General features: G+C 72.4%; 23 protein-coding genes and 3 pseudogenes. 7 read left to right on the forward strand and 19 right to left on the reverse strand.

The window, feature by feature from the left end:
• The first annotated feature begins 234 nt into the window (after positions 1-234).
• Positions 235-1,134 (forward strand): NAD-dependent protein deacetylase, encoded by a 900-nt coding sequence (locus tag ABZ135_RS13180; RefSeq protein ID WP_356694940.1) that lies wholly within the window; start codon positions 235-237, stop codon positions 1,132-1,134.
• Between the two features lie 146 nt (positions 1,135-1,280).
• Entirely contained in the window at positions 1,281-1,688 is a 408-nt protein-coding gene (locus ABZ135_RS13185; RefSeq protein ID WP_356695042.1) for a hypothetical protein, read from the forward strand.
• A gap of 228 nt (positions 1,689-1,916) precedes the next feature.
• On the opposite strand, the gene ABZ135_RS13190 is transcribed toward ABZ135_RS13185, so the two are convergent.
• Positions 1,917-2,417 (reverse strand): hypothetical protein, encoded by a 501-nt coding sequence (locus ABZ135_RS13190; RefSeq protein WP_356694942.1) that lies wholly within the window; start codon positions 2,415-2,417, stop codon positions 1,917-1,919.
• A gap of 193 nt (positions 2,418-2,610) precedes the next feature.
• Entirely contained in the window at positions 2,611-3,882 is a 1,272-nt protein-coding gene (locus ABZ135_RS13195) for an MFS transporter (protein ID WP_356694944.1), read from the reverse strand.
• A 163-nt stretch (positions 3,883-4,045) separates the two neighbouring features.
• Between ABZ135_RS13195 and ABZ135_RS13200 the strand changes: the two are divergent.
• Positions 4,046-4,147: pseudogene (locus tag ABZ135_RS13200) on the forward strand (LysR family transcriptional regulator); the annotation flags it as partial.
• Positions 4,148-4,162: 15 nt separating this feature from the next.
• Positions 4,163-4,387 (forward strand): annotated as a pseudogene (locus tag ABZ135_RS13205) (LysR family transcriptional regulator); the annotation flags it as partial.
• A gap of 65 nt (positions 4,388-4,452) precedes the next feature.
• Here ABZ135_RS13205 and ABZ135_RS13210 read toward each other — a convergent pair.
• From ABZ135_RS13210 to ABZ135_RS13240, 7 genes are all read right to left on the reverse strand, one after another.
• A complete protein-coding gene (locus ABZ135_RS13210) occupies positions 4,453-4,710 on the reverse strand; it encodes a hypothetical protein (RefSeq protein ID WP_356694946.1) in 258 nt (85 codons plus the stop codon).
• A 145-nt stretch (positions 4,711-4,855) separates the two neighbouring features.
• The gene (locus ABZ135_RS13215; RefSeq protein WP_356694948.1) at positions 4,856-5,578 is read right to left on the reverse strand and encodes a hypothetical protein; all 723 of its coding nucleotides are present in this window, start codon (positions 5,576-5,578) and stop codon (positions 4,856-4,858) included.
• Positions 5,579-5,853: 275 nt separating this feature from the next.
• Positions 5,854-6,411, reverse strand: a complete 558-nt coding sequence (locus ABZ135_RS13220; RefSeq protein WP_356694950.1) for an XRE family transcriptional regulator — start codon at positions 6,409-6,411, stop codon at positions 5,854-5,856.
• 9 nt (positions 6,412-6,420) lie between these two features.
• Positions 6,421-8,712 carry a helix-turn-helix domain-containing protein gene (locus ABZ135_RS13225; RefSeq protein WP_356694952.1) on the reverse strand — a complete coding sequence of 764 codons (2,292 nt, stop codon included), beginning with the start codon at positions 8,710-8,712 and terminating at the stop codon, positions 6,421-6,423.
• A gap of 66 nt (positions 8,713-8,778) precedes the next feature.
• Positions 8,779-10,521 carry a histidine kinase gene (locus tag ABZ135_RS13230; RefSeq protein WP_356694954.1) on the reverse strand — a complete coding sequence of 581 codons (1,743 nt, stop codon included), beginning with the start codon at positions 10,519-10,521 and terminating at the stop codon, positions 8,779-8,781.
• 267 nt (positions 10,522-10,788) lie between these two features.
• On the reverse strand, positions 10,789-11,640 hold the full coding sequence (locus tag ABZ135_RS13235) for an ABC transporter permease (protein ID WP_356694956.1): 852 nt from the start codon (positions 11,638-11,640) through the stop codon (positions 10,789-10,791).
• Entirely contained in the window at positions 11,637-12,578 is a 942-nt protein-coding gene (locus ABZ135_RS13240; protein WP_356694958.1) for an ATP-binding cassette domain-containing protein, read from the reverse strand. Before ABZ135_RS13240 ends, ABZ135_RS13235 begins: the two co-directional genes overlap by 4 nt.
• A gap of 340 nt (positions 12,579-12,918) precedes the next feature.
• Between ABZ135_RS13240 and ABZ135_RS13245 the strand changes: the two genes are divergently transcribed.
• Complete coding sequence (locus ABZ135_RS13245; RefSeq protein WP_356695044.1) at positions 12,919-13,617, forward strand: response regulator transcription factor; 699 nt, start codon at positions 12,919-12,921, stop codon at positions 13,615-13,617.
• Between the two features lie 94 nt (positions 13,618-13,711).
• Here ABZ135_RS13245 and ABZ135_RS13250 read toward each other — a convergent pair whose 3' ends face one another.
• Complete coding sequence (locus ABZ135_RS13250; protein ID WP_356694960.1) at positions 13,712-14,479, reverse strand: hypothetical protein; 768 nt, start codon at positions 14,477-14,479, stop codon at positions 13,712-13,714.
• Between the two features lie 281 nt (positions 14,480-14,760).
• Between ABZ135_RS13250 and ABZ135_RS13255 the strand changes: the two genes are divergently transcribed.
• The gene (locus tag ABZ135_RS13255) at positions 14,761-15,801 is read left to right on the forward strand and encodes a vWA domain-containing protein (protein WP_356694962.1); all 1,041 of its coding nucleotides are present in this window, start codon (positions 14,761-14,763) and stop codon (positions 15,799-15,801) included.
• Positions 15,802-15,874: 73 nt separating this feature from the next.
• Here the strand turns inward: ABZ135_RS13255 and ABZ135_RS13260 are convergent, their stop codons facing one another.
• From ABZ135_RS13260 to ABZ135_RS13270, 3 genes are all read right to left on the reverse strand, one after another.
• The gene (locus ABZ135_RS13260; RefSeq protein ID WP_356694964.1) at positions 15,875-17,407 is read right to left on the reverse strand and encodes a right-handed parallel beta-helix repeat-containing protein; all 1,533 of its coding nucleotides are present in this window, start codon (positions 17,405-17,407) and stop codon (positions 15,875-15,877) included.
• Between the two features lie 139 nt (positions 17,408-17,546).
• Positions 17,547-17,900 carry a hypothetical protein gene (locus ABZ135_RS13265; protein WP_356694966.1) on the reverse strand — a complete coding sequence of 118 codons (354 nt, stop codon included), beginning with the start codon at positions 17,898-17,900 and terminating at the stop codon, positions 17,547-17,549.
• Positions 17,901-18,096: 196 nt separating this feature from the next.
• Positions 18,097-18,639, reverse strand: coding sequence for a GNAT family protein (locus ABZ135_RS13270; protein WP_356694968.1), 543 nt, complete (start codon positions 18,637-18,639; stop codon positions 18,097-18,099).
• Positions 18,640-18,870: 231 nt separating this feature from the next.
• Between ABZ135_RS13270 and ABZ135_RS13275 the strand changes: the two genes are divergently transcribed.
• On the forward strand, positions 18,871-19,989 hold the full coding sequence (locus ABZ135_RS13275) for an ABC transporter substrate-binding protein (protein WP_356694970.1): 1,119 nt from the start codon (positions 18,871-18,873) through the stop codon (positions 19,987-19,989).
• Positions 19,990-20,135: 146 nt separating this feature from the next.
• On the opposite strand, the pseudogene ABZ135_RS13280 reads toward ABZ135_RS13275, so the two are convergent.
• From ABZ135_RS13280 to ABZ135_RS13305, 6 genes and pseudogenes are all read right to left on the reverse strand, one after another.
• Positions 20,136-20,347 (reverse strand): annotated as a pseudogene (locus ABZ135_RS13280) (MerR family transcriptional regulator); the annotation flags it as partial.
• A 120-nt stretch (positions 20,348-20,467) separates the two neighbouring features.
• The gene (locus tag ABZ135_RS13285) at positions 20,468-20,740 is read right to left on the reverse strand and encodes a GlsB/YeaQ/YmgE family stress response membrane protein (RefSeq protein WP_356694972.1); all 273 of its coding nucleotides are present in this window, start codon (positions 20,738-20,740) and stop codon (positions 20,468-20,470) included.
• A gap of 53 nt (positions 20,741-20,793) precedes the next feature.
• Entirely contained in the window at positions 20,794-21,237 is a 444-nt protein-coding gene (locus ABZ135_RS13290; protein WP_356694974.1) for an STAS domain-containing protein, read from the reverse strand.
• 134 nt (positions 21,238-21,371) lie between these two features.
• Positions 21,372-21,782 (reverse strand): hypothetical protein, encoded by a 411-nt coding sequence (locus ABZ135_RS13295; RefSeq protein ID WP_356694976.1) that lies wholly within the window; start codon positions 21,780-21,782, stop codon positions 21,372-21,374.
• A gap of 183 nt (positions 21,783-21,965) precedes the next feature.
• The gene (locus ABZ135_RS13300; RefSeq protein ID WP_356695045.1) at positions 21,966-22,988 is read right to left on the reverse strand and encodes a helix-turn-helix domain-containing protein; all 1,023 of its coding nucleotides are present in this window, start codon (positions 22,986-22,988) and stop codon (positions 21,966-21,968) included.
• Between the two features lie 225 nt (positions 22,989-23,213).
• Positions 23,214-24,128: a hypothetical protein gene (locus ABZ135_RS13305; protein WP_356694978.1), complete on the reverse strand. Its 915-nt coding sequence runs from the start codon at positions 24,126-24,128 to the stop codon at positions 23,214-23,216.
• Positions 24,129-24,152: the final 24 nt, after the last annotated feature.

The following is a 24,152-nucleotide window of genomic DNA, read 5'->3' on the forward strand; positions in this document are numbered from 1 at the left end:
CCCGTCTCCCACGCGCGTAGAACTCCCTCGGGCCGTCCCCTAAATGACCTCTGCGGCGGTATTGGGGTGACTGTTCGCTTTGTTGCGACTTCGGGGACGCCACGCCGGTCGACCGTCGTTTTTCCGCCACGCCACGCCCCGCCACGCCACGCCACGCCACACGGTCCATCGTCCGGCGGTCCTGCCTGGGGGCCTTCGCCGCGCGGCGGCCGGTAGGTTTCGTAGGCTGGCGGCATGCGTATGCGGCCCACTCTGCACTGGACGCCTCCCGAGGATCTGCCGCCGGGCACCACGGATCTCGGGCCGGTCGTCGACGCGCTGCGCAGCGGCGGCGTTCTCGTGCTCAGTGGGGCGGGCATCTCCACCGAGTCGGGGATTCCCGACTACCGGGGCGAGGGCGGCAGCCTGAGCCGGCACACGCCGATGACGTACCAGGACTTCACCGCCAGTGCGCAGGCGAGGCGCCGGTACTGGGCGCGCAGTCACCTCGGCTGGCGGACCTTCGGCCGGGCGCGGCCCAACGCCGGGCACCGGGCCGTGGCCGCGTTCGGGCGGCACGGCCTGCTCACGGGTGTGATCACGCAGAACGTCGACGGCCTGCATCAGGCGGCGGGCAGCGAGGACGTCGTGGAGCTGCACGGGAGTCTCGGCCGGGTCGTCTGCCTGTCCTGCCGCGCCTTGAGTACGCGCCGGGAGCTCGCCGAGCGGCTGGAGGAGGCCAACGCGGGATTCGAGCCGGTGTCGGCCGCGATCAACCCGGACGGGGACGCCGACCTCACCGACGAACAGATCGGGGACTTCCGCGTCCTGCCCTGCACGATCTGCGGGGGCGTCCTCAAACCCGACGTGGTCTTCTTCGGTGAAGCCGTGCCGCCCGAGCGCGTCGCCCACTGCCGGGATCTGATCCAGCGGGCGGCCGCCCTGCTGGTCCTGGGCTCCTCGCTGACCGTGATGTCCGGTCTGCGGTTCGTCCGCCAGGCGGCTCAGGCCGGCAAGCCTGTCTTGATCATCAACCGTGACCCGACCCGCGGTGACGCCCACGCCGTCACCCGCGTCGCCCTCCCCCTCGGCACGGCCCTCACCACCGTCGCCGAACGGCTGGACCTCCCCCTCCCCCACCAGCCGGCGACCTGACGCGGGCATCCGTCGGGCCGCACTGCGCCACGCTCCTCGCATCGGTCGGCGCCGCCGCGGGTGATCCGCGCCACATGTCGTCACAGCGGTCAGTGGCCCGGTGTCCTGTGGCCGGACCGCTTGCAGACGACGGAGGAGAACCCATGATGAACAGCCGGCCGACAAGCACCCCGCGCACCGCTTCGTTCCTGAAGGCGGCGGTCGCGGTGCAGACCCTGAGCCTGTTCTTCCAGGCGGCGACGGCGGGGGCGCTGCTGACGTCGTCCCGCGGGTATCTGCTGCACGACGTCGGCTCGAAGGTCATGTACGGCGCCGCCCTGCTCTACCTGGTCGCCGCGATCCTGGCGTGGCGCCCGGGCGGTGGGCCGGCCCGGCCCGTCCTGTACGCCACCGGCTTCCTCGTCCTCGCCTCGGCCCAGGTCGCCCTCGGCGTCGCCCATGTCGCCTCGCTCCACGTGCCCCTGGGCGTGGTGATGTTCGCCCTCAGCACCCTGGACCTGGCCCGCGTCCTCGCTCCCCGCGCGCCGGCCCGGCGCACCGCCACAGGGGCCTGACCCGGGGCCGTCCCGCGACGACGGGCGCCTTGCCTTCGGCCGGCGGGCGACGGCTCGACGCCGGCCTTCACGCCACGGCCACCACCGGAAAGCCCCCGGCCGGAGCCGGGGGCTTTCTCACGACCTCGATACGGTCGAGCAGTGCGGTGCGCGCCCGAGTACGGGGCCCGCCGCCCCGCCCGATCGCCCCCGTGTCGACGTGACGACGTGACGACGTCGTGTCCTGTGTCAGCCGATGACGCGGTCGGCGTCGACGACGACGCAGCGGGTGTACTCGGAGCCGTCGCCGCCACCGGTGTACGGGGTGGTGGCCTCGGCCTGCTTCGACGCGCCGCCCTCGACCCGCAGGTCCTCGACCTTGGCGAGCGCCAGGTTGGCGGAGCTCGAGCCCTCGGCACCCTTGAACTGCAGGGTGACGTCGTAGAGGTACGCCGACGAGTCGCTGTTCGTGATGGTCACCTTGGCGACCAGGTTCTTGCGGTCGGCGCTGAGCGCGCAGTCGTCGATGCGGACGTCGCGCTGCGCGCGGTCCTTCGACGAGCCGCCGACGCCGCCCGTGGTGACGCCGCCCGAGCTCGAGCTGTTGCTGTCGGAACCGCTGCTGGAGCTGCTGGAATTGCTGGAGCCGTTGCCGCCCCCGCAACTACCACCACTGGAACCGCGGGCGCCGGTCAGGGCGACCAGGGCGATTCCGAAAACGGCGACAGCACGGACATGACGAAGCTTCACGCTTCAACCCCCGTTGAGTGTTTGCAGATACGCGTGTGCAAGAGAAATGCGCCCGCCTTGACGAGCACACGTCACCCTACTGGATCCGGACGACAGCTTCGGCCCACCGGTTGCACCCACCCGACCGCCATCCGACGGCGCCGCGACGACTCCGACCAGCGAAGTCGCACGGGACCGAGCGCACACACTCCCGTCAGTCCACGCCAGCCGCCGCGCGCCGAGGCAGCAGCAGCGGAGTCGCCAGCAGCAGGGCGCCGGCCAGGCCGATGGCCGCACGCGGACCGAGCAGGGCGCCCAGCACGCCCCAGACGGCCGTCAGCAGCGCGGTCGAAGCCTTGGTCGTCACCGCCCAGGCGGTCAGCGTGCGGGCGGCACGGCCCGGGACCGTGCGCTGGAGGCGGTAGGTGGCATGGACCGGGTTGAAGACGCCGCAGCAGAGGATCAGGCCGAACTCGACGCCGATGACCAGCAGCAGCCCTGCGCCGCCCGGCCTCGGCAGGGCCAGACCGACGGGCCAGATCACGCGCAGCGCCCCGGCCGCGACGAGGACCCGGTGCTGTCCGAACCGGGCGACGAGCGGGCCCGCCAGCCGCGCGCCGAGCAACCCGCCGATCGACGGTGCGGCGAAGGCGAGGCCGTACTGCCAGGGCGAGAACCCGAGCGGCCCGAGCATCAGGACCGCCGGCAGCGGCGAGGTGGCCATCACCAGACCGTTGAACAGGGCCGTGTGGAAGAACAGCGCCCGCAGTGTCGCGTCGGCGAGGATGTACCGCCAGCCGTCGAGCAGGTCCCCGGCCCGCATCCGCTGCTGCTCCTCCCGGCGCTCGGGGCGCGGCTCCTGCTCCGGCTGCGGCTCCAGCTCTGGCTCCGGCTTCGTGCCGGCGCCCATCGCCCGGATGCCGAGCGCCGACAGCAGGTAGCTGACGGCATCGGCCACCACCGTCGCCACCGGCCCGAGGAGCCCGATCAGCGCGCCGCCCAGGGGTGGCCCGATGATCGTGGTCGTCCAGGCGGTGGCCTCGAACCGGGCGTTGGCCAGGAGGAGGTCCTCGGCCGGCAGCATCGTCTTCAGGCACGCGCCGGACGCGGCCCGAAAGGTGATGTCGGCCGCCGCGACGACGACCGAGACGAGCAGGAGCTGAAGGAAGGTGAGTACCCCGAGCGCGTACGCGGCGGGGACCGTCAGCAGCGCCCCGAACCGCACCAGATCCGTCGCGATCAACACCGGCCGCTTCGCGCGGCGCTCCATCCACGGACCGAGCGGTATCGCCGCCACCGCGCCCACCGCGACTCCCCCGGCGGCGAGCGCGGCGACCTCGGCCGGACCCGCATGCAGCACCTGCACGGCGATCAGCGGGAAGGCGCCGAAGGCGAGCCACGTCCCCAGCGCGCTGGCCCCGTACGCTCCCCACAGCCACCCGAACCGCCGCCCCAGGCGACGCCCGATTCCCCAGCCCGCTCCCACCCTCGCCCCTCGCCGCTCGCCGCTCGTTACTCGCTGCACGTTCGCGTCGCGGTCTCACATCGCTACAACCGCATCGTGATCGGTGGCATCAAAGCGACAGAGATATCCCGAGATCAAACAACCGAGGAGCACTCTTCACACAACCATTGGTTGTGCGCCTAGGGTGGGGGGCATCGTCCGGACGTTCGTCGTCGCCGCCGACGTGGGTCGGTTCCAGGAGGCGGCCGCCGAGCTGGCGGTCACGCAGCAGGCCGTCTCCAAGCGCATCGCCGCCTTGGACCTGGCCACCTTCATGGGCCGGGACACCCGCCTCGTCTGGCCCGCCGATCCCGGTCTGCGCCGCATCCCGGTGGTCGACCCGACACCCGTCTACCCGCACTCGCTCCTCTGGCACCGCGCCAGCCCACACCCCGCCCTGGCCACCCTGCGGGCCCACCTCGCCGCCACGGCGGCCGGTCACGGCGCCGCCGGCACCTGGACGCCGGGCTGGGCGAACCCTCGCTAAGCACTGCCGAGCACCGGCGGAGTGCAGCCGCGTGCGCCGCTGGGCGCGGCCGCCGGTCGGGCGGGTCAGCCGCCTATGGAGAGGCCCTGCAGGAGGTGGGGGTCGCCGTGCGTGGCGTACGGACCGCCCTGGACGGTGGAGTCCTCACCGTGGGTGACGTAGGGGCCGCCCTGGGGCGCGTACGGGTCGCTGTACGACGTGTACGGGCCCCCGTGGATCAGGTCCGCGCCGGCGGCGTGAGCGGCGCCCGCCGTCACCATGGCGACGGTGACCGCCGCTACGCCCGTGGCCGCGATCCTCTTCAGAGTCGTCGTAGTCGTCATGCCGAAATCCCTCTCCTCCAGAGACAACCGGTCGCGTACGAGTGTGGTCGGCAGCCGTCGCGCACCGGAAAGGGTTCCGGTGCGTGGGCGTGTCGCGGACGGGGCCGCGGTCGCGGTCGCGAGGACGGGCCGCGGTCGCAGGCGCTCAGTGCGCGCCGATCTCCTCCCGGGACGTGACGTCCTGGTCCGTCAGGATGAGGAACTCCCGTTCGTGCTCGGTCAGCACCTTCAGGAATCCCGGCTCCGCGACCATGACGAAGCCCCGCAGCTCCGTGCCGCCACGCAGCTCGATCCGTTCCAGCGGAACCCAGGGCGTCGTGATCGTCGCCGCTCCGAGCAGCATCGCCACGCCGACCAGTGCCATGAGATGCCGGCTGATCCACAGCGCACCCCGCTTCAGGCGTCCGCCGGCCCGAAGACCGTAACCGATCCCGAAGACCAGGCCGCCGGCCGCCAGTACGAGCAGCAGCAGCCACCAGCTATGGAAGGTCCCGATGTAGGCGACGACGGCGACGACCGCGATGAGCAGGAGCAGCGCGCCCGTCAGATCGGGCCCGTGGCGGCGCTGACCCTCGGTCAGCACGCGGTTCCTGGCTTGCCGGGCCGTGCGGAGTCCCACGGTGAGGCGGAGGGCGGCGACGGGCACGAGGAGGGTGAGGAGCACGATCGAGGCGAGGGAGTCGGCCATCACGGTGCCGATGACGAGGCCGATGGTGTCGTCCAGGTCGAGGGTGTGGAGGACCGCGAAGGCGGTGTGCCAGTCGTAGCCGGAGACGGCGAAGAGCCGGAAGACGACGAAGGCAAAGGCGGCGAAGGTCACGGTGAGCCCGGTCCCGTGTCCGTCCGTTCCTGCCTCATGCGTGGTCATGTGCGCCTGAAAACCCTTCCTGCGCGGGTGCGGTAGCGGTACCCGGCCGGCCGTCGAGGAGCGAGCGTCCACCGGACGGGGTCTGCGGTAGCGGATCCGGTGTGGTTCACCACCGTGCCATGGTGCGTGAGGAGACACGGCGGCGCACGTACCACCGGGGCGTGGCGATCGCCGAGACCGGGGCCGGGCGCTCTCCAATACACCCCCTCGGATCCGCACCGCGCTGGGCGCCCTCCGCACGAGGCGCACGGGGCGGGCGTCCAGAGGCATGGCCGCTACAGGTCGAACTCCACGTGCTGGATGTCGGTGAAACGGACCTCTTCCAGGGAGCCGGCGCGGCGGCCGCCGTCCTGGAAGTAGACCTCGCGGAGGGCGTCGGCGGCGATCTGGCGCAATTGTTGTTCGCCGGCTCCGGCGTTCTGGGCTTCGAAGAGGCGGGCGGCGTAGCGCGGGGGCAGGGCGACGGTCAGGTGGCGGATGCGGGATTCGTCCGTCGAGCCGATCGGGGCCTCGTAGCCGAGGCGGGCCCGGGTGTCGATGACGATGCCGTCGGTGGTCGCGGCCTTCTCGCGGGCCCTGGCCCGGACCTGGGGCTGCCACCGCTTCTTGACCTCGTGGTCAAGGCGGGCGGCGAGCTCCGGGCGCGGCTTCTTGATCTGGTCCTTCACGTACCGTTCGACGGTTCGCTGCGAGACGCGCAGCATCTGGGCGACGGCCCTGGTTCCCTTGAGCTGCTTGACGAGGTAGCGCATCTGCGCGCCCGCGCTCTTGGGGGCCGGGCGCGTGAACGCCTTCTGCACCGCCTTGTCGAGGCCGTCCCCGAACAGGCTCATCGTCCGCTCCTATTCTCCGGTGTCGGCATCGGTGACGGTCCCGTCCTTGATGTACCGGGCGAGGTTGAGCTCGGGTGCGTCGAACTGCTCCCTGACCCCCTCGCCCCACAGAACGGACTGGGTGCCTTCCCACTTCACCAGGCCGGGGTTCACGCCGAGCTTGAAACCGCCGGGCAGCGGCTTGCCGTCGCGGTAGGGCAGGAAGTCGAGCGGCGTGGTGCCGTCGACGGCGTAGACGACGCAGTCGGAGAGGACGGCGACCGGGTACTGCCCGGTGAACGCCGCATGCTTGACGATCTTACGGTGGAGGTTGATCCGGGCGCGGGAGATGACCGCCGCGCGGATGTCGGGCCGCCACGTCGGACGGGCCAGCGCTCGCCACGGCTCCCCCGGGCGCCAGCCCTCGCCGCGCGGGCGCTCGCGGAGCTTGCCGATGCCGCCCTTGACGGTGGCCTTGATGGCCGAGACGACGATGGCGAGCTCCGGGTCGCGGTCCCTGTAGCCGTCCATCGCGGCGAGGAAGTCCTCCGGGGAGGTGTCGGCGTGGACGCCGAGGTCGGCCATCGTGGCGAGGTAGGCGTCCCGGAGGCGGTTGTACCAGCCGTCGAGATAGCGGCCGTTGTCGTACCGGACGTACGCCTCGATCGGCCTGACCTCGTAGCCGAGCTCGACCGCGTAGGCGACGGTCGGCGTCGCGTACCAGGCCGGTCCCTGCGGCCGCTCCCCCTTCGGCGTGAACGGGCTCGGCAGCAGCCGGCCGTCGAGTTCCGCCCACTCCTTGCCGACCTTCACCCGCGACAGCTCGACGTGCGAGAGGTCCACCAGCCACGACCCGGGGAGCTTCGGGTCGAACGCGGGCTGTCGGACGTGCGTCGGCGCGCCGAGGCCGACGACGAGGCCGTTCGCGCCGGCGGCGAAGGCCATGTTCACGTCGATGCCGATCAGGTTCCTGCGCAGGCACTCGTCGTCGGTGAGGGGCCGGGCCCAGTCGTACGCCTCCTCGAAAATCTTCTCCGCGGGTCCACGGACGTGGAACCGGGGCAGGTCCTTGAGGAGCGGGTGTCCGTCGGGCGCCTCGCACGGCGCCGGGTCGACCGGCTCCTTGCCCAGGGAGCCGGGGTTGTGCTCGGAGTGCCGCTTGCCGTCGGCGTCGGGCGCGGAGGCGCGGGTCGGCGGGTGCAGCGCGGTCATGAGTTCCAGGCCGGTCACGGCGGCGGAGCCGCGCGGCGTCATCACCCGGGACGCGAACACGCCGAGGACCCGGGCGAGTTCGGCCGGCGGCAGGGAGGCGGCGGCGTCCCAGTGCCGGGCGTCGAGTGCGTTCCAGGACGGGATGCACATCTGGACGCAGGCCCGCTCGGAGCCGGTGGCGGGACGGTAGATCCGCGCCCACGGCCCGAAGCCCCGCTTCGTCAGCCGCCATTCGGCGCGGGTGAGCTGCTTGACGACCTTGTGGTTCTCCGGGATCCGGCCGGCGTTGCGCTCCTCGTCGGTGAGGGTGACGGGCAGGCCGAAGCGCTCCAGCGCGGCCTCGGTGAGCACCAAGAGAGGGTCGGCGTCCTTGCCCGGGCCGGCCAGCCTCGGCTGCCCCAGTTTGGCCTCGGTAAGCGTCCACTCCACCAGGGACGGGAGCGACTTGGCGGGGACGTCCAGGACCAGGCCGCCGGTGCAGTACGCCAGCACCTGGCCCGAGGCGTCGACGTCGACGACCGCGAGCGGGCCGTTGGCGAACCGGGGATCGACGTCACCGGCCGCCCGGGGAGCGGCCGGGGCCGCCTTGCGCGCGGCGGGGCGGCCCGGCGGCGCGGTGGTGGCGGCGCGGGTCGGGGCGGGGCGGGTCTGGGTGGGGCGGTGGGAGGTCTGGGGGGTGTGGTTGGTGTCGGGTGTGGTGCTCGTGGTGCTCGTGGTGCTCGTCGTGCGGGCCGGGTGCGGCTCGGGGGATGCGGCAGGGGCCGGGACGGCTTCGGCGGCTTCGGCGGCGGGCGCCGGCGAGGCTGCCGGTGATGCTGCGCCCATCGGCGCGGGGACCGTGTGCGCGACCGGGGCGGCGTCGGCGGGGAATCGCTCGGCCCAGCCGTCGAGGAGACGCTGGTACGCCTGGCGGCGCGGCGGGCGCGGCTCGGCGCGCCCGGCTTCCCAGTTCTTCACCGTCTGCGTCGTCGTCTGCAGCACCTGCGCGAGCCGTGACTGCGTGATCCCGGCCGCTTCGCGCAACCGGGTCCGCTCGGCGGGCTCGGGCAGCGCGGGCTCTCCTTCGAGCAGCGCGTCCACGGCAGCGAAGAGCTCGTCCTCCGTCGGCATAGGTCACCTCCATCCCGGACCCTAACACCCCTTACCCCTGGATTCCGGGTAGATTTATCTTCCGATTTATCCACCCTCCGTGGGCTCCGCCGACAGGGTGTCCTTGGCCACCAGGACGTCGTCGAACCAGCAGAGCCGGTACAGGTCGACCTGGCCGAACAGGTCCCGGCCCGAACGGTAGAAGTCGCAGTGCGTGGTCGGTGGGCGGGGCGCGGAGCGGACGTGGTCAGGGGGGTACGGGAAGGGGCGGGCGGGAAGCAGGTGGGCGAGCTCAGTGCGGGGCCGGCCGGTCTCCAGCCGGTCGTACCGGGAGGGCGGCAGCACACCGGTCGTCAACTGCCAGGCCAGGTGGACGGCGGCCGGTACGAAGAACGCGGCCGCCACGACCGGTGCCGCGAACGCGACGAGGGAGCGGCGGCGCGCGGCGCGGCGTACCTTGGCGAGCCGTTCGGCGGACTCCGGGGTGGTGCCGGGTTCGCCGTCTTCGTCCCGCGCCCGCGCGGCGAGGCGCGTCGGGGCCTGGTGCGGGAGGACGGCGGTCACCCGGAAGCCGCCCTCGTGCGGGCCGGTCGACAAGGAGCCGCCGAGCACGTACACCCGCTCGCGCAGACCCGTCAGTCCCCGGCGACCGGAGTCGGCGGCCGGCCCGGTTTCGCCCGCCGGGCGGGGCTGTTCGCGGGACCTGCCGACGGCCGGTGGCGCGGTGTTCTCGACCGTCACGCGGGTGCGGTCGGGCTCGTGGACGATGCCCACCCGGACGGCGCTTCCGGGAGCGTGCTTCACGGCGTTGGTCAGGGCCTCCTGCACCACCCGGTACATGCCGCGCTCCACCAGCGGGGACAGGTCGGGGACCGCGCCCCGCCGTTCCCAGCGCACCGGCACCCCGGACGCGACCGCCCGGCCGAGAAGGTCCTCGACCGTGTCCTTCACGGACAGGCCGCCCGTACGCCTGCCCGGGGCCGGGTCCGAAGGGTCCGGGTCCGGGTCCGGATCCGGGGTCGGGGTCGGGGTCGGGGTCGGGCCCGATGGGGCCGGCTCGCGGGGCTCGTGCAGGACCGCCACGGTCTCCCGTAGTTGCTCCACCGCGTCCGCGATGGTCCCGCGCAGTTCGGCGAGGTCGGCGCGGTCGCGGTCGGTGAGATCCGGCGAGAGCTCCAGGGCTCCGGCGCGCAGGGCGACCAGGCTCAGGACGTGGCCGAGGGAGTCGTGCATGTCGGCCGCGATGTCGGCGCGTTCGGTGAGCCGGGCCCGCTCCGCGACGAGGTGCTGCCGCTCCTCCAGGCTCCGGGCCAGTTGCCATCCCTCCCGTACGAGATCGCGCCGGCCGCGCCAGTGCCGTCCGGCCAGCCAGGGCACCAGGAGGGCGGCGGGGAGCACGGTCAGCGCGTAGAACCACCACACGGGCTGTACCCGCAGCACGGCACAGGCCGCCAGGTCGACGGCGAGGCACGTGCCGAGCACCAGCAGCGGTCCCCGGGCCGCGGCGACCCGGGCGCCCAGCAGGCAGCTCAGCGCGGCCAGCGACAGGACATGGGCGTTGCCCGGGGTCGTCGCATCGGCCAGGCCCACCGCGCACAGGCCGTTGACGAGGAGCACCGCCGCCCCGGGCCGACGGCGGGACAACGGCACGGCCACCGCCAGGACGGCCAGCGGCAGCAGCAGGTCCACGACCGGGGAGGCCGCGGTCGCCTCCCCGAACCCGTACGCGGTGATCGCGGCGAGCACCGCCCACAGGGCCACGTCCACCAGCACGTGCCGGGCCGGGGGTATGCGCGGGTTCGGGCGTGGGCGCGGGTGCGAATGCCACATGGTGGGTCAGCGTCCTTTGATCGGTGTCGTCGGCGCGGGGTCGATTCTGCGCGACGTGCCCGGACGCCCGGCGCCGAGGTGCGGGTCGGCGAGGTGCGCGTCGGCGAGGTGCGCGTCCACGACCACCGGCCGGAGGCCGCCGGGGCGGGCCGCGCCGCTGGCGGACGGGTAGGGCTACTGGCCGTCGGGCCGCGTCGCTGGCCGTCGGGTTGGGCCGAGCCACCCGCGGCCCCGAACCCGACTCGCCCCGCCCGACCTGCCGGAGCGTCAGGCGTCCCTGCGGCGCAGCACGTACAGCCCGGTCGCGTGTGCCGCCGCGGCCCACGCCGCCACGATCAGGACCGCCGTCACCGACGTGTACGGGGCGGCGTCGCCGGCCTGCATGAAGTGGTCGCCCGCGCCGTGCGGCAGACGGTCGTTGACGGCCGCGAGCGTCTCGCCGCCGAGCCCGAGGAGGACGCTCGGTAGCCCCCACAGCAGGGTGAAGAGGATCGACAGCGCACCGGCCGGGTGCCGGGTGGCGAAGGCCACGCCGACGGTGAGCACGGCGACCAGCGCCTGGTAGACGCCGACGGCGAGGATCTGCCCGAGGACCGTGCCCACCTGGAACGAGGCCCGGCCGCCGAAGGCCCCCCAGGCCACGGCCGTACCGATCACGGCGAAGACACTGCCGCCGAGGAACGCCACCACGGCCGTCACGAGCGCCTTCGCCGCCTGGACCCGATGCCGTCGCGGCACCCACAGCAGTGCCGCCCGTACGGTCCCGGTCGTGTACTCGGAGGTCACCGCCACCGTGGCCATGACGACCACGGCGAACTGGGAGACGACGGCGGAGGCGGCCGCGGCGTTGCCGACGGGCTGGACCGGAAGGTCGTTGATGCGGGAGATCGACCCGTAGTAGTAGGCGAACACGCCCGTGATGGCGAGCCCCGCCAGAAGGCAGAGGGAGGCGGCTCGGACCGACCACAGTTTGGTCCACTCGGAGGCGACCGCCCCGCCGAAACCGCCGGCGAAACCGCCGGTGCCGCCCCGGCCCGGAGTGTCCGGGCCGGGGATGCCCCGGCCCGGCTCCGGGGCGGCCGTCCGCCCGCTCTGTGCCGTGCTTGTGCTCGTGCTCACTGCCGTCCCCCTTCGGTGGTGGTGCCGCCGGTCGCGTACTCGACGCTGCGCGCGGTCAGGTCCATGTACGCCTGCTCCAGCGACACCCGGAGGTCGCTGAGGCCGTGCAGCCGTACGCCGCGGTGATGGGCCAGGTCGCCCACCTCGGCCGCCGTTCGGCCCTGGACGGTGAGTTCGCCGTCCTCGGAGGTCTCGACGCTCACGCCGTCGAGTTCCATGAGGCCGCGGACGAGCGCCGCCCGCTGCTCCGGGTCGGGCACCGAGACACGGGCCGACGCGGGCGACGCGGCGGCGAGGAACTCCGTCATGCTGGTGTCGCTCAGGAGTCGTCCGCGCCCGATGACGATCAGGTGGTCGGCGGTCAGTTGCATCTCGCTCATCAGGTGGCTGGACAGGAAGACCGTGCGGCCTTCCGCGGCCTGGTCGCGCACGAGCCTGCGGATCCAGCGCACGCCGTCCGGGTCGAGGCCGTTGACGGGCTCGTCGAGGATCAGCACGGGCGGATCGCCGAGCAGGGCGCCGGCGACGCCGAGCCGTCCGCTCATGCCCAGCGAGTACGTGCCGGCCGGCCGGCGGGCCGCCTTGGTCAGGCCCACCGTCTCCAGCACCTCGTCGACACGGCGTACCGGAATGCCGTTGGCCCGGGCCTGCGCGACCAGGTGGGACCGGCCGGAGCGGGCGGGGTGGACGGCCCGGGCGTCGAGCATGGCGCCGACCGCGCACAGCGGCCGGCGCAGGTCGGCGTAGGGGCGGCCGGCGACGAGGGCCCGACCACGGGTGGGGTGGTCGAGGCCCAGGATCATGCGCATGGTGGTGGACTTCCCGGCTCCGTTGGGGCCGAGGAAGCCGGTCACGCGACCGGTCTGGATGTCGAAGGTCAGATCGTCCACGGCGAGCGTGTCGCCGTAGCGTTTCGTCAGTCCTCGGAGGCTGATCACGGGTTTTCCTCGCTGTCGTTCGCGAAGCTCGGCGCACGGGACGCGGAGCACGGCGTACGGGACGGAACACGGCGGGGCCGCCGGGCCTGTGCCGGGCCTTTCCCATGCCCTTTCCGTGCCTTTTCCGTACGACAGCGACGCTAGGAGCGGGCGGGGCCGGCGCCCATGGGTCGAAGGGCAGCGGCATCCTTCCTTTCGTCGGGGGTGCCGCCCGCCCTCGGGCGGATCCGCGGGGCTGACGGCCCGTACGGCGGTGAGCCGGACGTAGGCTCGTCGCGTGGAAGGTGGGAAGCCTGTGGAGCGTGGGGAACGTAGGCAAGGCGTGGAAGGCGTGGACCGCGTGGAAGGCGTGGACCGCGCGGCGGACAGGGCACCGGGCAGTCGGCCGGTCCGGGTCCTGGTCGCCGACGACGAGGCGATGGTACGGGCCGGAGTGCGCGCCATCCTGGCCCGCGACCCGCAGGTCGACGTGGTCGGCGAGGCGGGCGACGGGCACGAGGCCCTCGCGCTGGCCCGCCGTCACCGGCCGGACGTGGTCCTGTTGGACATCCAGATGCCGGGCCTCGACGGGCTGACGGCGGTGGGGCGGTTCCGGCGGGAGCTGACGGCGGTAGGGGTGATCATGCTGACGACCTTCGGGCAGGACGAGTACATCACCCGCGCCCTCGAAGAAGGCGCGGACGGTTTCCTGCTGAAGGCGGACGACCCGAGGGAACTTCTCAACGGTGTACGGGCGGTGGGCGCGGGTGGCGCCTATCTGTCGCCCCGGGTCGCCGGCCGGGTCATCGCCGGAATGCGCGCCCACCGGTCCGCCCATCCCCACCGTCCGCTGGACCGGCTGACGGAGCGGGAACGCGACGTGCTGGCGGCGCTCGGCGCCGGGCTGTCCAACGCGGAGATCGCGGCCCGGCTGCATCTCGTCGAGGGCACGGTGAAGGCGCATGTCAGCGCCGTGCTCACCAAGCTGGGCGCCCGCAACCGCGTGGAGGCGGCCATCGCGGCGCACGAGGCGGGCCTGATGCCGCCGGGCGCGGGCTGACGACGTCAACGGCCGCCGCCACCGTCGGTGAGTTCGGCGTCGACGACGGCGGCGGCCGGGTGGGCGGCGGTCGGGCGCCGGCGGTGCGGTTCCGCTAGCTCCACGCCTCAGGGTTCGCGGCGATCGCGGCCTTCGCCGCTCCCAGGAACATCTCGGTCTGCCGCTGGACCGGGCCGGGCCCCAACGCGTCCGGGTCCCGCCTTCCCATGACCGCGGCGACACGCTCGGCGGCCTCCGCGGAGCTCCTCATACGCCCTTCTTCGAGGGCATCCGCGAACTCCTCGGGTACTTCCCGGACGTCGTGGACGAGCACCATGGCGACGCGCTCTCCCTCGTGCCCCAGTGTCTGGACCCGCCATCCGAGCTGTCGTGCCGCACGCCGCAGGGCGGCCCTGATGAGCGGTACGCCTCCCAGGACGTCGGCGTCCGCGGGGTGCAGGTTGGCCTGCAGCGCCCCGCCGTACCCTCCCGCTCCCTCCGGGCACGTCGCCTGGAGGACCGGCTTCAGCGCCTCGGACAGGGCCACGCATCGGGGGTCCTTGGACGGCGACGGAGCCTTGGTGGACGGAGCCTTGGCTACCGGAGCCTTGGCCGGCGGCGCAGCGGTCACGACCGTGGTCACCGCGGTCTCGGCGGGTTCCGGGTGGTGGGGGCGGGTGCGCGCGGACGCCGGCCCGTCGGGAGTGGCGAGGGCCTGGTGCAGAACGGCCAGGGCCTTCTCCATGCCCTGCCGGTCGAGCCTGGACGGGAGCAGCCCGGCTTCACTGCAGGCGATCACATGGGCCAGGGCCTTCTGGTAGGCCATGGACTGGGCGGTGGCGAAAGCCCGTGCCAGACGGGTGCGGTGCGTACGACCGGACATCGTGATCCTCAACGGGTCTGCGCTCGACGACACATCCCACCGCACCATGCGCCCGGCAGACCCTGTGGACACGAAGGGTCGGTTCAAGGCCGAAGTACATCCACTGTGGTCCTGGCGGCGGCCGGGTTCACCCGAGGCGGTGGCCCTTGGGGGTGGTGTGCGCCCACAGACGCGGGACCCAGTATGCCATCCGGCCGGTCGGCGCGGGCCGGTTCCAGGTCGATTGTCAGTGGGGGGTGAGACGGTGGATTCATCGAGAAGGAACACGAGGGGGAGCTGTCATGTCCGGGAATCAGAACTACATCAATCACGTCGCTCTCGTGCTGGACGCCAGCTCGTCCATGTCGCACCTGAGCCGCAAGGTCGTCGAGGTCGCCGATCAGCAGATCGCGTATCTCGCGCGCCGCTCGCGGGAGTTGGACCAGGAGACGCGGGTCACGGTGTACGTCTTCGCCGACAAGGTGGAGTGCGTCATCTACGACAAGGACGTGCTGCGGATGCCGTCTCTGAAGAAGCTGTACCGGGTCGGCGGGATGACCGCGCTGCTCGCGGCCGCGCTGAAGTCGCAGCGTGAGCTCGCACAGACGGCTCAGCTCTACGGGGACCACAGCTTCCTGACCTTCGTCCTGACCGACGGTCAGGAGAACGCGAGTCACCGCTGCCCGGACGCCCCCGCGCGGGAGCCGCGTCAACTCGTCGAGGCCGTGGCCCGGATGATCGAGACGCAGCAGGACAACTGGACGCTCGCCGTCCTCGTGCCGGACCAGATGGGCAAGCGCGAGGCCATGAACTGCGGTTTCCCGAAGGACAACATCGCCATCTGGGATGCCACGAGCACCGAGGGTCTGGAGGAGGCCGGGCAGGTCATCCAGGAGGCCACCGAGAAGTTCATGGTGGGTCGCAGCAAGGGCATCCGCGGGTCGCGGGCGGTGTTCTCGGCGGGTGCCGACGCGGTCAACGAGGACACCATCAAGGCGGCCGGGCTCACGCCGGTGGACCGGGCGGCCTACGAGTTGATACCGGTGTCCCGTGAGACGGCGATCCGGGAATGGGTTGTCGAGTCCGGGCACACGTACCGGACCGGTGGGGCGTTCTACCAGCTCAGCAAGCCGGAGAAGGTACAGGCGAAGAAGCAGATCGCGGTGCTGGAGAAGAAGACGGACCGGGTCTACACGGGGCCCGAGGCCAGGGCCCTGCTCGGACTGCCGGACGTGGAGGTGCGCGTCAAGCCGGACCACAACGACGACTTCACCATCTTCGTCCAGAGCACCAGCGTGAACCGGAAGCTGGTGCCGCAGACGAGGCTCCTGCTGATGAACTGACCCGCCCGGAGCGTGCGGCGAGAGGGGAGGAGGGGGCGGTCGGCCGACCCCTCCCCCACTGCCGCCTCGGGGGTTACAGGCCCGGGCCGTTGTACGCCCCGCGATGTGGCTTCGTCGTCGTGGACACGGGGTTCGCCCAGTAGTCGCGGCCGCCGTTTCCGCTGATCACGGAGCCGTTGTTCAGGGCGGGTGAGGTGGCGCGCAGCTTGTAGCCGTCGGCGGAGTGGATCGTGTCGCCGCCGGTGCCGGGGTTCACGAAGTGAGGGTCACCGGTGATGCCGTTGGCGGTCGGTCGCGGTACGCCCTGGAAGACGTTCCACAGCCACTGGATGCCGGGGCCGGTGGGCAGTCGGGAGTCGCCGGTGCCGACCCAGATGTTGTTCTCGACGACGCTCTCGTCGGGGAGGGTGATGTCGAGCTTTCTGTCGGTGCAGTAGAAGACGTTGTTGTACAGGTGGAGCGCGGACCGGCCGGCGCTGACGCTGCTCATGCGGCAGTCGTTCTCGGAGATGTTGAAGCGGATGATCTGCTTGGCGCCGCCGATGGTGCCGCAGCCGTCGCAGTCGAGGAAGAAGCCTCCGATGTTGTCGCGGCTGAAGTTGTACTGGATGGTGCAGGTGCCGGTGTTGCCCCAGTCGCAGTCGAATGCCTGGCTGTCGGCCACGGACATCCGGGTGATGCCGTACACGGCGTTCTTCTGGATGGTCGGGTTGTGGTCGCCGAGCACCCAGATGCCGGCGAAGTTGCCGCCGGAGAACGGATAGACGCCGTTCCCCACGCCGGAGGCGTTGTTGTACTGGATCATCGGCGCGTCGGCGTAGCTGGCGATGATGCCGTCGCCGCCGACGTCCTTGATGACGTTGTGTTCGATCAGCACGCCGGAGCCCTTGACCGCCATGGCGCCGACGCGGATCTTCAGTCCTCCGCCGCCGGTGTTGCTGATGTGGTTGTGGTGGACGTGGACGTCGTGGAGCGTCGAGTTGGTGCCGCTCGCCCCGGTGACGATGCCGGCGGACTGGACGAAGTCCTCTGTGGTCGGGCTGTTCTTGTTCGTCTGGCCGGCGACCCGGTCGACGACGAGACGGCCGATGTCGAACCCTCGGTGCGCTCGACCGTCGGTGGCGGAGATCCGAAGGCCCGTACGGCGGGCGAGGGAGGAGGCCGGATTGGTCAGTTTGAGGTTGCTGATCCGCCAGTGGTCCTGGTTGGTGAGGGACACGGCGTCGGCGGCGCCGTTGCCGTCGATCACGGGGAGCGCGCCGGTGCCGTAGGCGGTGAGGGTGATGGGGGCGGAGGCGGTGCCGCTGCCCTTGGGGGCGAGGGAGCCGGTACAGGTCGTGCCGGAGGCGAAGGCGAGGGTGTCACCGGGTGCGTACGTCCTGGCGTTGGCCTGGCTGATGCTGTTGAAGGGCACCGCCTGGCTGCCGTCCCCCGCGGTGGGTCTGGAGCAGTCCACGTACGTGGTGCCGGCGACGGCCGAGGCGGACGCGTCCGCGACGGCGGCGGGGCTCGTGAGAGCGAGGGCGGCGCTGCCGGTGAGGGCGAGAGCGGCGGCGGCCCATGCGCGCCCCGTCCGTCGCCGTTGTCTGCGTACTCCACACGTCATGGCGTCACACCCTTCTGGCGGTCCGGTGTCGCCAGAAGCTAGAGGTGGCCGATGAGCGAGTCAACGCATCTCTGTCGATTGATCGAATTTCGATCAGAAGGAGCGGCGGGTGAAGGAGGCTGCGGAAGCCCCGGGTGGTTCACCTTCCGAAGAGGAAGGACCGGGCGGGCACGAAGATCTCGTGGCCGGTACGGAAACGGACCCGCACCCCCGACTCGCTCCACGTGGTGGACTCGACGCCCTCGGCCCCCAGCACGGGGTCGACCTCCACCCAGTGGCCGTAGGAGGCACCGGGGCTGCGGCCGATCACCATGCGGTACGCGTGCCGCCCGGACAGGGTGTGCTCGTGCACGAGACTCAGGAAGTGCGGCGACTCGTCCGCGTAGACGATCGAGGACGGAGCGGTGTTCCGGTACGTCACCTCCTTCCGCGGCCACCACAGGGCGGTCACGGCGAGCACGGTCGCCAGGACCCCGGCCACGGCGCCCAGCACGAAGACCCCGATTCCCGCTCTGCGGCGGGCCGGCCGAGCAGCCCGGTCGAGCCCGTCGGACGGGTCAGGCCGGTCGGGCCCGTCGAGCCGTTCGGGGGCGGACGTGTCGATGACGCTTCTCCAAAGTCGCTGTTCGTGTTGCGAGCCTGGTGCTCTCGCGGGCCCGATGCTCTTGCGCCCCTGACAGACGGTCAGGCTAGTTCTTCACGCCTTGCTTCCATTCCTCGGCGAGGAGGCCGAGTATCACCTCGTCCAGGAACTCGCCCATCACCCAGGCCGAGGAGCGCAGGACGCCCTCGCGGACGAAGCCGTTGCGCTCGGCGGAGCGCAGCATCGCGGTGTTGTCGGCCAGCGTCTCGATCTGGAGCCGCTGGAGGCCGCGCACGATGAATCCGTAGTGGCACAGCACGGCGACGACGTCGGTGCCATAGCCCTTGCCGCGCGAGGACGGCAGCAGGCCCAACCCGATGTGCGCGGACCGGCTGTGGTTGTCGATCCCCCAGAGCGTCGCCGTGCCGACCAGCGTGCCGCCCGCCAGCTCGATCGCGGAGAACTGGACGAGCCCCTGCGCCTGGTCGTCCACGACCAGGCGCGGGTCCTTCGACCCCGGCGTGATCGGCCGCCACGGACCGCCCTCGGCCCGCGAGGCGTTCACCACGTCGTCGTAGAGCTCGGCGCGCAGGACCGGGATGTCGTCATCGTGCCGGGCCCTCAGCCCGATCTTCTCGCCCTTCAGCATGAAGGCTTCCTATCCGAACGGGCAGACCCACGGCAAACCAATATGCGAGCGCCGTCGCACGGCGTACGTGACCGCGCGGCCGACTCGGGGCGATCCCGTGGGGTGATCCGGTAGGGCGGGCGCCGGGGGCACCCGCACACGGCTCGGCTAGTCTCGGGCGCCACTGACGTCCACTCAGCGATGCGGACACGGCGCACCGGCACCGCATCCCACCCTCGGAGACACCACGGCATGAGCACGCCACCCTCGCCCCTCGGAACGGAGCGGAACGCGGCCACCGATGCGGCCCTGCGGATCGGTGCCCTCGTACCACTGACGCGGCCCGGCTGGGTCGAGGCGGGCCGGCACCTGCTCGCCGGGCTCGAACTGGCCGTACGGGACGTCAACAGGGCCGGTGGGATTGCCGGCAGCCCCCTCGAACTCGTGGTCCGGGACACCGCGGCCGACCCACAGCGGGCCGCGGCGGCCGTGGACGAGCTGGCCCGACTGCGTGTGGCCGCCGTGGCGGGTGAGTACCACAGCGTCGTCGCTCGCACTGCGGCCGGCCGGGCCGACGCGCTGGGCCTGCCGTTCCTCTGTTCCTCGGCGGTTCTCGACGCGCTCACCGACCGTCCCACGGAGTGGGTCGCCCGCCTTCCTCCGCCGCAGTCCCGTGGCTGGCGGGCGTACGCCGACTTCCTGCTCGGTGCGGGCCACCGGCGGATCGCCGTGGCGGCCGATGCCAGTGTCTACTGGGCGTCAGGCACCCGTATCCTGCGGGACCATGTCGCCGCGCGCGGCGGCACCGTCACCGTTCACGACATGGGGGCACTGACGCCCGCGGCCTTGTGCGACGCGCTCGCCGACGACGGTGCGACCGTCCTCCTCCTGCTGGTCGGGCATCCGGAGCCGGCCGTGCCGATCGTCAGGGCGGTTCGTCGCGACCGGCGCCTGGCCGGGATGACACTCGGAGCGCCGGCCGGGCAACCGGAGTTCGCCGAGTGGGCGGCGCTGCTGGGCGACGACGGTGCCGCGATCCCGTTCCTGCGCTATCTGCCCGAGCGCCTCGGCCCGCTCGGTGCGCGCGTCGCGGAGACCCTGCGCGAACAACTCGCCGGGGAACCCTCCTTCGTCGCCTTCGAGGGCTACGACACCATCACGGTCCTCGCCGATGTGCTGCGCTCCCACGGCACGGACAGGGCGCGTACGGCGGCCGCCTGGCCGCACGTGGCCGTGGAGGGCACCCGCGGGCTGATCCGGTTCTCCCGCGTGCCGGGCATCGGCGTGTGGCAGTGGGCCGGAGCGCCGATCCAGGTGGTCGACCGGGATCCGAAGCAGCCCGGGCGTTTCCGGGTGCTCCACACGTCCTGACCGACCACGGGACGCGGCACCCCTCCTCCCGGAGGCCCGTGCGGACCGAGGGCTCGACGAGGAGGACGGAGCGGGGGCGGGCCCGTACGACCTGCGGGGCGGGCGGGCGGAGGGAACGTACGACGGACGGGGGGCCGGCGCGGACGTCACCCGCGTGCGCAGAGGTACGCGCAGAGCCCCGCCGCCCCGGCCAGCATCGCCCGGTCCCGCGCCGACACCCGGCCGTGCCAGTCGCGCAGCGCGGCCTCCAGCGGCTCCAGCCACCGGCCTCGTCGTACCCGCGGTAGCCGGTCCGCTTGTCGCGGCGGGGGCGGACCAGTCCGGCCCGCTCGCCTCTCCGGAGGGTCGCGGACCGGATTGCGCCGTCGTCAGGGATGTCCCGCCGAGGTAAGGGGGCGCCTGCCGTCACCGGACAGAACTCTGGGCGCGGACCGCATCGGTCCGCGCCCAGGGCTGTCGCCTACGGGTCACGTGCCCGTTACGAGTGGCGATGTCGGCCGCCGGCCACCAAGCGGTAGAGGGCCAGCAGGATGAGCGATCCGACGATGGCGGCGATCCATGTCGAGAGTTCGAAGAACCCGTCGATGGAGTCGACGCCGAAGATGACCTTGCCGAGCCAGCCGCCCAGCAGTCCGCCCGCGACGCCGATCAGGATCGTGATGATGATGCCGCCCGGGTCCTTGCCCGGCATCAGAAGCTTCGCGATGATTCCGGCGATCAGGCCCACCAGAATCCAGCCGAGTATGCCCACGGTGCACCCCTTCTCAACGGACACGATTCCTGCTCATCCGTATGCGCCGCAGATCACGTCCCAAACCCCTCTCGTCCCGAATCGTGGCAAATCGGGTGGGACCGTGACGACGGAGGGCAGGGACCGGCTGTCGATTCCCCGCCGACGGTGATCGGTAGCGGGGCCCCGGCGGCCTTCAGGAGGCGGGTCACGGCGCGCGAGGGATTCACCAGGCGGAGACGGCGCCCGCTGCGGGGCCACCAGCGCAGGACGGCGAGAAGGCCGGAGTCGCAGAAGGTGACGCGGTAGGTGTCGAGGACGAGGCCGGTGTATCCCTCCGCGGCCGCCGAGACCAGCAGGGCGCCGAGCGGGGCGGCGCTGAAGCGGTCGATCTCTCCGCTGACGTGGACGACCAGCGTCGTGCCGAGCGTGGTGCAGGCGTCGACCGTTATGACGCCGGGCGCGGGGTCCGCGCCCGAGTCGTGCGGGGAGGGTGCGGCCAGGGGGGCGAGGGCCATGGGCAGTATCGGAGATGTGCTCGAGGTACTCACGCCTCCATCAACGCCTCACGCGCGGTCTCGGGACACGCGGCACGCGGCCACATCACCCCATCTGACCAGCGCGTATCCCCGGCAAGGGGGAAATTCGCGGTTCAGCCGTGCCGGTACCGGCCGTGGTGGCGCCGGTGTCGGTGGCGGCGGCGGTGACGCCAGCGGGCGAGCAGTTCGGCCGGCGTACGGGGCGGGGGCGCCGGCTCGTTCTGCCACTGCTCCCGCCCGGTGAGGGGGGTGAGCGGCATCAGGTACTGCCGGCCCTCGATCACCGCGGCGCACAGCGGTTCGGCGTCGGGCAGGTCGGCGAGGCGGACGGTGAACGGTCGCGGCGCACCGGTCGGGTCGGCGATCTCGCCGCGCAGCTCCGTGGTGGCATGGGGTGCCGTGCGCGCCAGGGCCAGCACTTTGCCGTCGACGAGCAGCTCCGCCCGACGCGACCGCGACTCCCACACGACGGTGATCGAGTGCCCACCCTGGTCCAGATGGAACCGGCACTGACGAGCCCCCATCACGGCAGCCTCCCCGTCCGAGCGGCCTCGCTGTCCGAACCCGCCTCGCAATCCGGGCAGCCTCGAAATCCGAGCGGCGTATCCAGCCTAGCCACTCGCCCGGCTTCGGCACACGGCCGGCGGGGGGTGGTGCGCCACCGGGAAAGACCGCTCCCCCGCGCACGCGCCGCCGCGGCCGGCCGGTTACGGCGTCTCCGAAAGGGACCGTTGCCGGTGCTCCTTCGGAGAGAGGCCGTAGACGGCCCGGAAGGCGCGGGTGAAGTCGGAGGCGCGCGGCATGCCCCAGCGGGCGGCCACCGCGTGGATCGGAGTGCTGCGCAGTGCCGGGTCCGCGAGGTCGCGGTATGCCTTCTCCAGGCGCAGGGTGCGGATCGAGGCGGCCACCGTCTCGCCGCCGGACTGCTGGGTGAAGACGCGGTGCAGATGGCTGAGCGAGATGTGGTGCGCCGCGGCGATGACTCCGGGCGTCAGCTCGGGGTCGTGCAGGTTCTGCCGGATGAACGACCTGATGTGCTGGGCCAGGGCCTGTTGGCGGGATTCGGCCGGCAGCGCGGCTTCCTCGTCCAGGAGCTGGGCGAGCCAGGCCGCCATCAGGTCCCGTACGACCAGGCCGATGCGGGGAGCGTCGGAGGGCTGGAGGAACGCGGCCTGCCGGTCGAGGCTGACGAGGAAGTCCGCGAGCAGCGCGCCCGTGCCCTCGCGGGTCGGGACGGCGCGCCCGAGCAGGTGGCGTACCCGGTGGGGTGACAGGGGCAGCATCGCCTTGGGCAGGTCGACGGCCACTCCCCCGACGGCACGGACGGCCCCCTCGCGCCCGGCGAGCGCGCGCCCGGTGGACTCGACCTCGTACGAGCGGACGTCGTAGGGCTGGGAGCTGTCGATGACGCTGAGGCAGCTCGGGCCGACCATGGCCGTCGGGCCGGCGCCCGGGCTCACGGCGAGTCCCCCGTCGAGCATGAGCGTGAGGTGGTAGAGCTCGGGGTCGTCCCGGCGCACCATCGGCGCGTCCCGCCGGAAGCGGGTGGGCGGGATGGACGTCTTCCACACGGTCACGGGCCCCAGTTCCATGTGGCGCAGCTCCGCCCGGTAGTCGGCGGCGTAGGGAGTGATCGCGTCGCAGTGGCGTGTCCTGCCCACCAGCTCCCGCCAGCAGTCGAACCTGTCCTCCGCGGGCACGTCCTCGCTGCGGAACACCGTCCCGATCATCGTCTTCACTCTCCGTTCCCCTGGCCGGGTGCCGTCCATGGGGCCGACAGGCCCCGGCCCCCGTCTTCTTGACGAAGCGGGAGCGCTTTTCGTGACGCCCGACGTCCTGAGCCTTGTTCGTCCTGAGTCTCGTTCGTCCTGAATCTCGTCCGGGCCGAGTCGTCGACGGGTGGCTTCTGCCGCGCCGTCACCAGCCCGCCGCGCCACCCGGCAGGACGGCGTCGGTCACCATGCGGCGTGGAAAAGGTCGGCGAGCGCGAAGAGCCCCAGCGCAGCCCCTCCGGCGAGGAGCGGGAGCGCGAGCAGGACGAGCACCGCCGCACCGGCGCAGAGTTGGGCGGCGTTGCGCCGCCGCAACTGGGAGATCGCCGGATTCCGCGGATCGTAGACGATCTCCTCTTCGTCGCGGCCTCCGTTCGACCCCCGGTAGGCGCGCGGCACCCCTTCGGCGTCGTCGAACAGGTACACGTACAGGGCGTCGGGGTCGCCCGCGTCGACGGCGCCCGAGTTCTTCCGGCGCCCGTCCACCGTGATGCCGCGTACGGCGAGGATCCAGCCCTCCCGGGCCGGCTTCCAGCCGAGGGATGTGAGCGAGACACCCGCGCCGCCCGCCAGCGGGACGAGCACCCACGCGAAGGCTCCGGCCCACGAAGCGGTGACCACGAGCGCCGCCAGCACCAGGCAGAAGGCGACGGCCGCCACCACGTCCGGCCGGATGCGCCTCGGCCGCACCGGGGCGGGGCGCCGCTCCACGGTCACCAGGCGGGCGCCGCTCGGCCGCGGCTGGTCAGCGTCGCGCACCGGCAGAGCACCGCGTACGGCGTCGGCGAAGAGCCTCGTGGCGGCCGCGCTGTAGGCGTGCAGGGTGTACGTGACGGGGCCGCCGCCGGTCCCCTCCTCGCCACCGTCTCCGCCCTCGCCCTGGCCCTCGCCCTGGTCCTGGTCCTGTTCCCTGCCTTCGGTCAGGACGACGACGAGGGTGCGCCCACCGCGGCCGCGGACCTCCACGCGCGCGACGGCGGCCACCGGTATCCGCCGTACGGCGGCCCTCGTCTCCCACAGCAGCTCCGCCGACCGGAGCCGCACACGTCGTCCGAGAAATCCGCGAAGGACGAGCGGCGACGAAGTTGTTGAGGTCATGGCGAGACTCTACGAGGTGAGGCG

Origin of the sequence: Streptomyces sp. NPDC006339 (assembly GCF_040612775.1) — a bacterium.
In the GTDB taxonomy this organism is placed as follows: domain Bacteria; phylum Actinomycetota; class Actinomycetes; order Streptomycetales; family Streptomycetaceae; genus Streptomyces.

What these genes read in the sequence shown, in the direction of transcription:
- ABZ135_RS13180 (WP_356694940.1), top strand. Translation starts at nt 235, where the DNA reads ATGCGTATGCGGCCCACTCTGCACTGGACGCCTCCCGAGGATCTGCCG.
- ABZ135_RS13185 (WP_356695042.1), top strand. Translation starts at nt 1,281, where the DNA reads ATGAACAGCCGGCCGACAAGCACCCCGCGCACCGCTTCGTTCCTGAAG.
- ABZ135_RS13210 (WP_356694946.1), bottom strand. Translation starts at nt 4,710, where the DNA reads ATGACGACTACGACGACTCTGAAGAGGATCGCGGCCACGGGCGTAGCG.
- ABZ135_RS13215 (WP_356694948.1), bottom strand. Translation starts at nt 5,578, where the DNA reads ATGACCACGCATGAGGCAGGAACGGACGGACACGGGACCGGGCTCACC.
- ABZ135_RS13220 (WP_356694950.1), bottom strand. Translation starts at nt 6,411, where the DNA reads ATGAGCCTGTTCGGGGACGGCCTCGACAAGGCGGTGCAGAAGGCGTTC.
- ABZ135_RS13225 (WP_356694952.1), bottom strand. Translation starts at nt 8,712, where the DNA reads ATGCCGACGGAGGACGAGCTCTTCGCTGCCGTGGACGCGCTGCTCGAA.
- ABZ135_RS13230 (WP_356694954.1), bottom strand. Translation starts at nt 10,521, where the DNA reads ATGTGGCATTCGCACCCGCGCCCACGCCCGAACCCGCGCATACCCCCG.
- ABZ135_RS13250 (WP_356694960.1), bottom strand. Translation starts at nt 14,479, where the DNA reads ATGTCCGGTCGTACGCACCGCACCCGTCTGGCACGGGCTTTCGCCACC.
- ABZ135_RS13255 (WP_356694962.1), top strand. Translation starts at nt 14,761, where the DNA reads ATGTCCGGGAATCAGAACTACATCAATCACGTCGCTCTCGTGCTGGAC.
- ABZ135_RS13260 (WP_356694964.1), bottom strand. Translation starts at nt 17,407, where the DNA reads ATGACGTGTGGAGTACGCAGACAACGGCGACGGACGGGGCGCGCATGG.
- ABZ135_RS13270 (WP_356694968.1), bottom strand. Translation starts at nt 18,639, where the DNA reads ATGCTGAAGGGCGAGAAGATCGGGCTGAGGGCCCGGCACGATGACGAC.
- ABZ135_RS13275 (WP_356694970.1), top strand. Translation starts at nt 18,871, where the DNA reads ATGAGCACGCCACCCTCGCCCCTCGGAACGGAGCGGAACGCGGCCACC.
- ABZ135_RS13290 (WP_356694974.1), bottom strand. Translation starts at nt 21,237, where the DNA reads ATGGCCCTCGCCCCCCTGGCCGCACCCTCCCCGCACGACTCGGGCGCG.
- ABZ135_RS13295 (WP_356694976.1), bottom strand. Translation starts at nt 21,782, where the DNA reads ATGGGGGCTCGTCAGTGCCGGTTCCATCTGGACCAGGGTGGGCACTCG.
- ABZ135_RS13300 (WP_356695045.1), bottom strand. Translation starts at nt 22,988, where the DNA reads ATGATCGGGACGGTGTTCCGCAGCGAGGACGTGCCCGCGGAGGACAGG.
- ABZ135_RS13305 (WP_356694978.1), bottom strand. Translation starts at nt 24,128, where the DNA reads ATGACCTCAACAACTTCGTCGCCGCTCGTCCTTCGCGGATTTCTCGGA.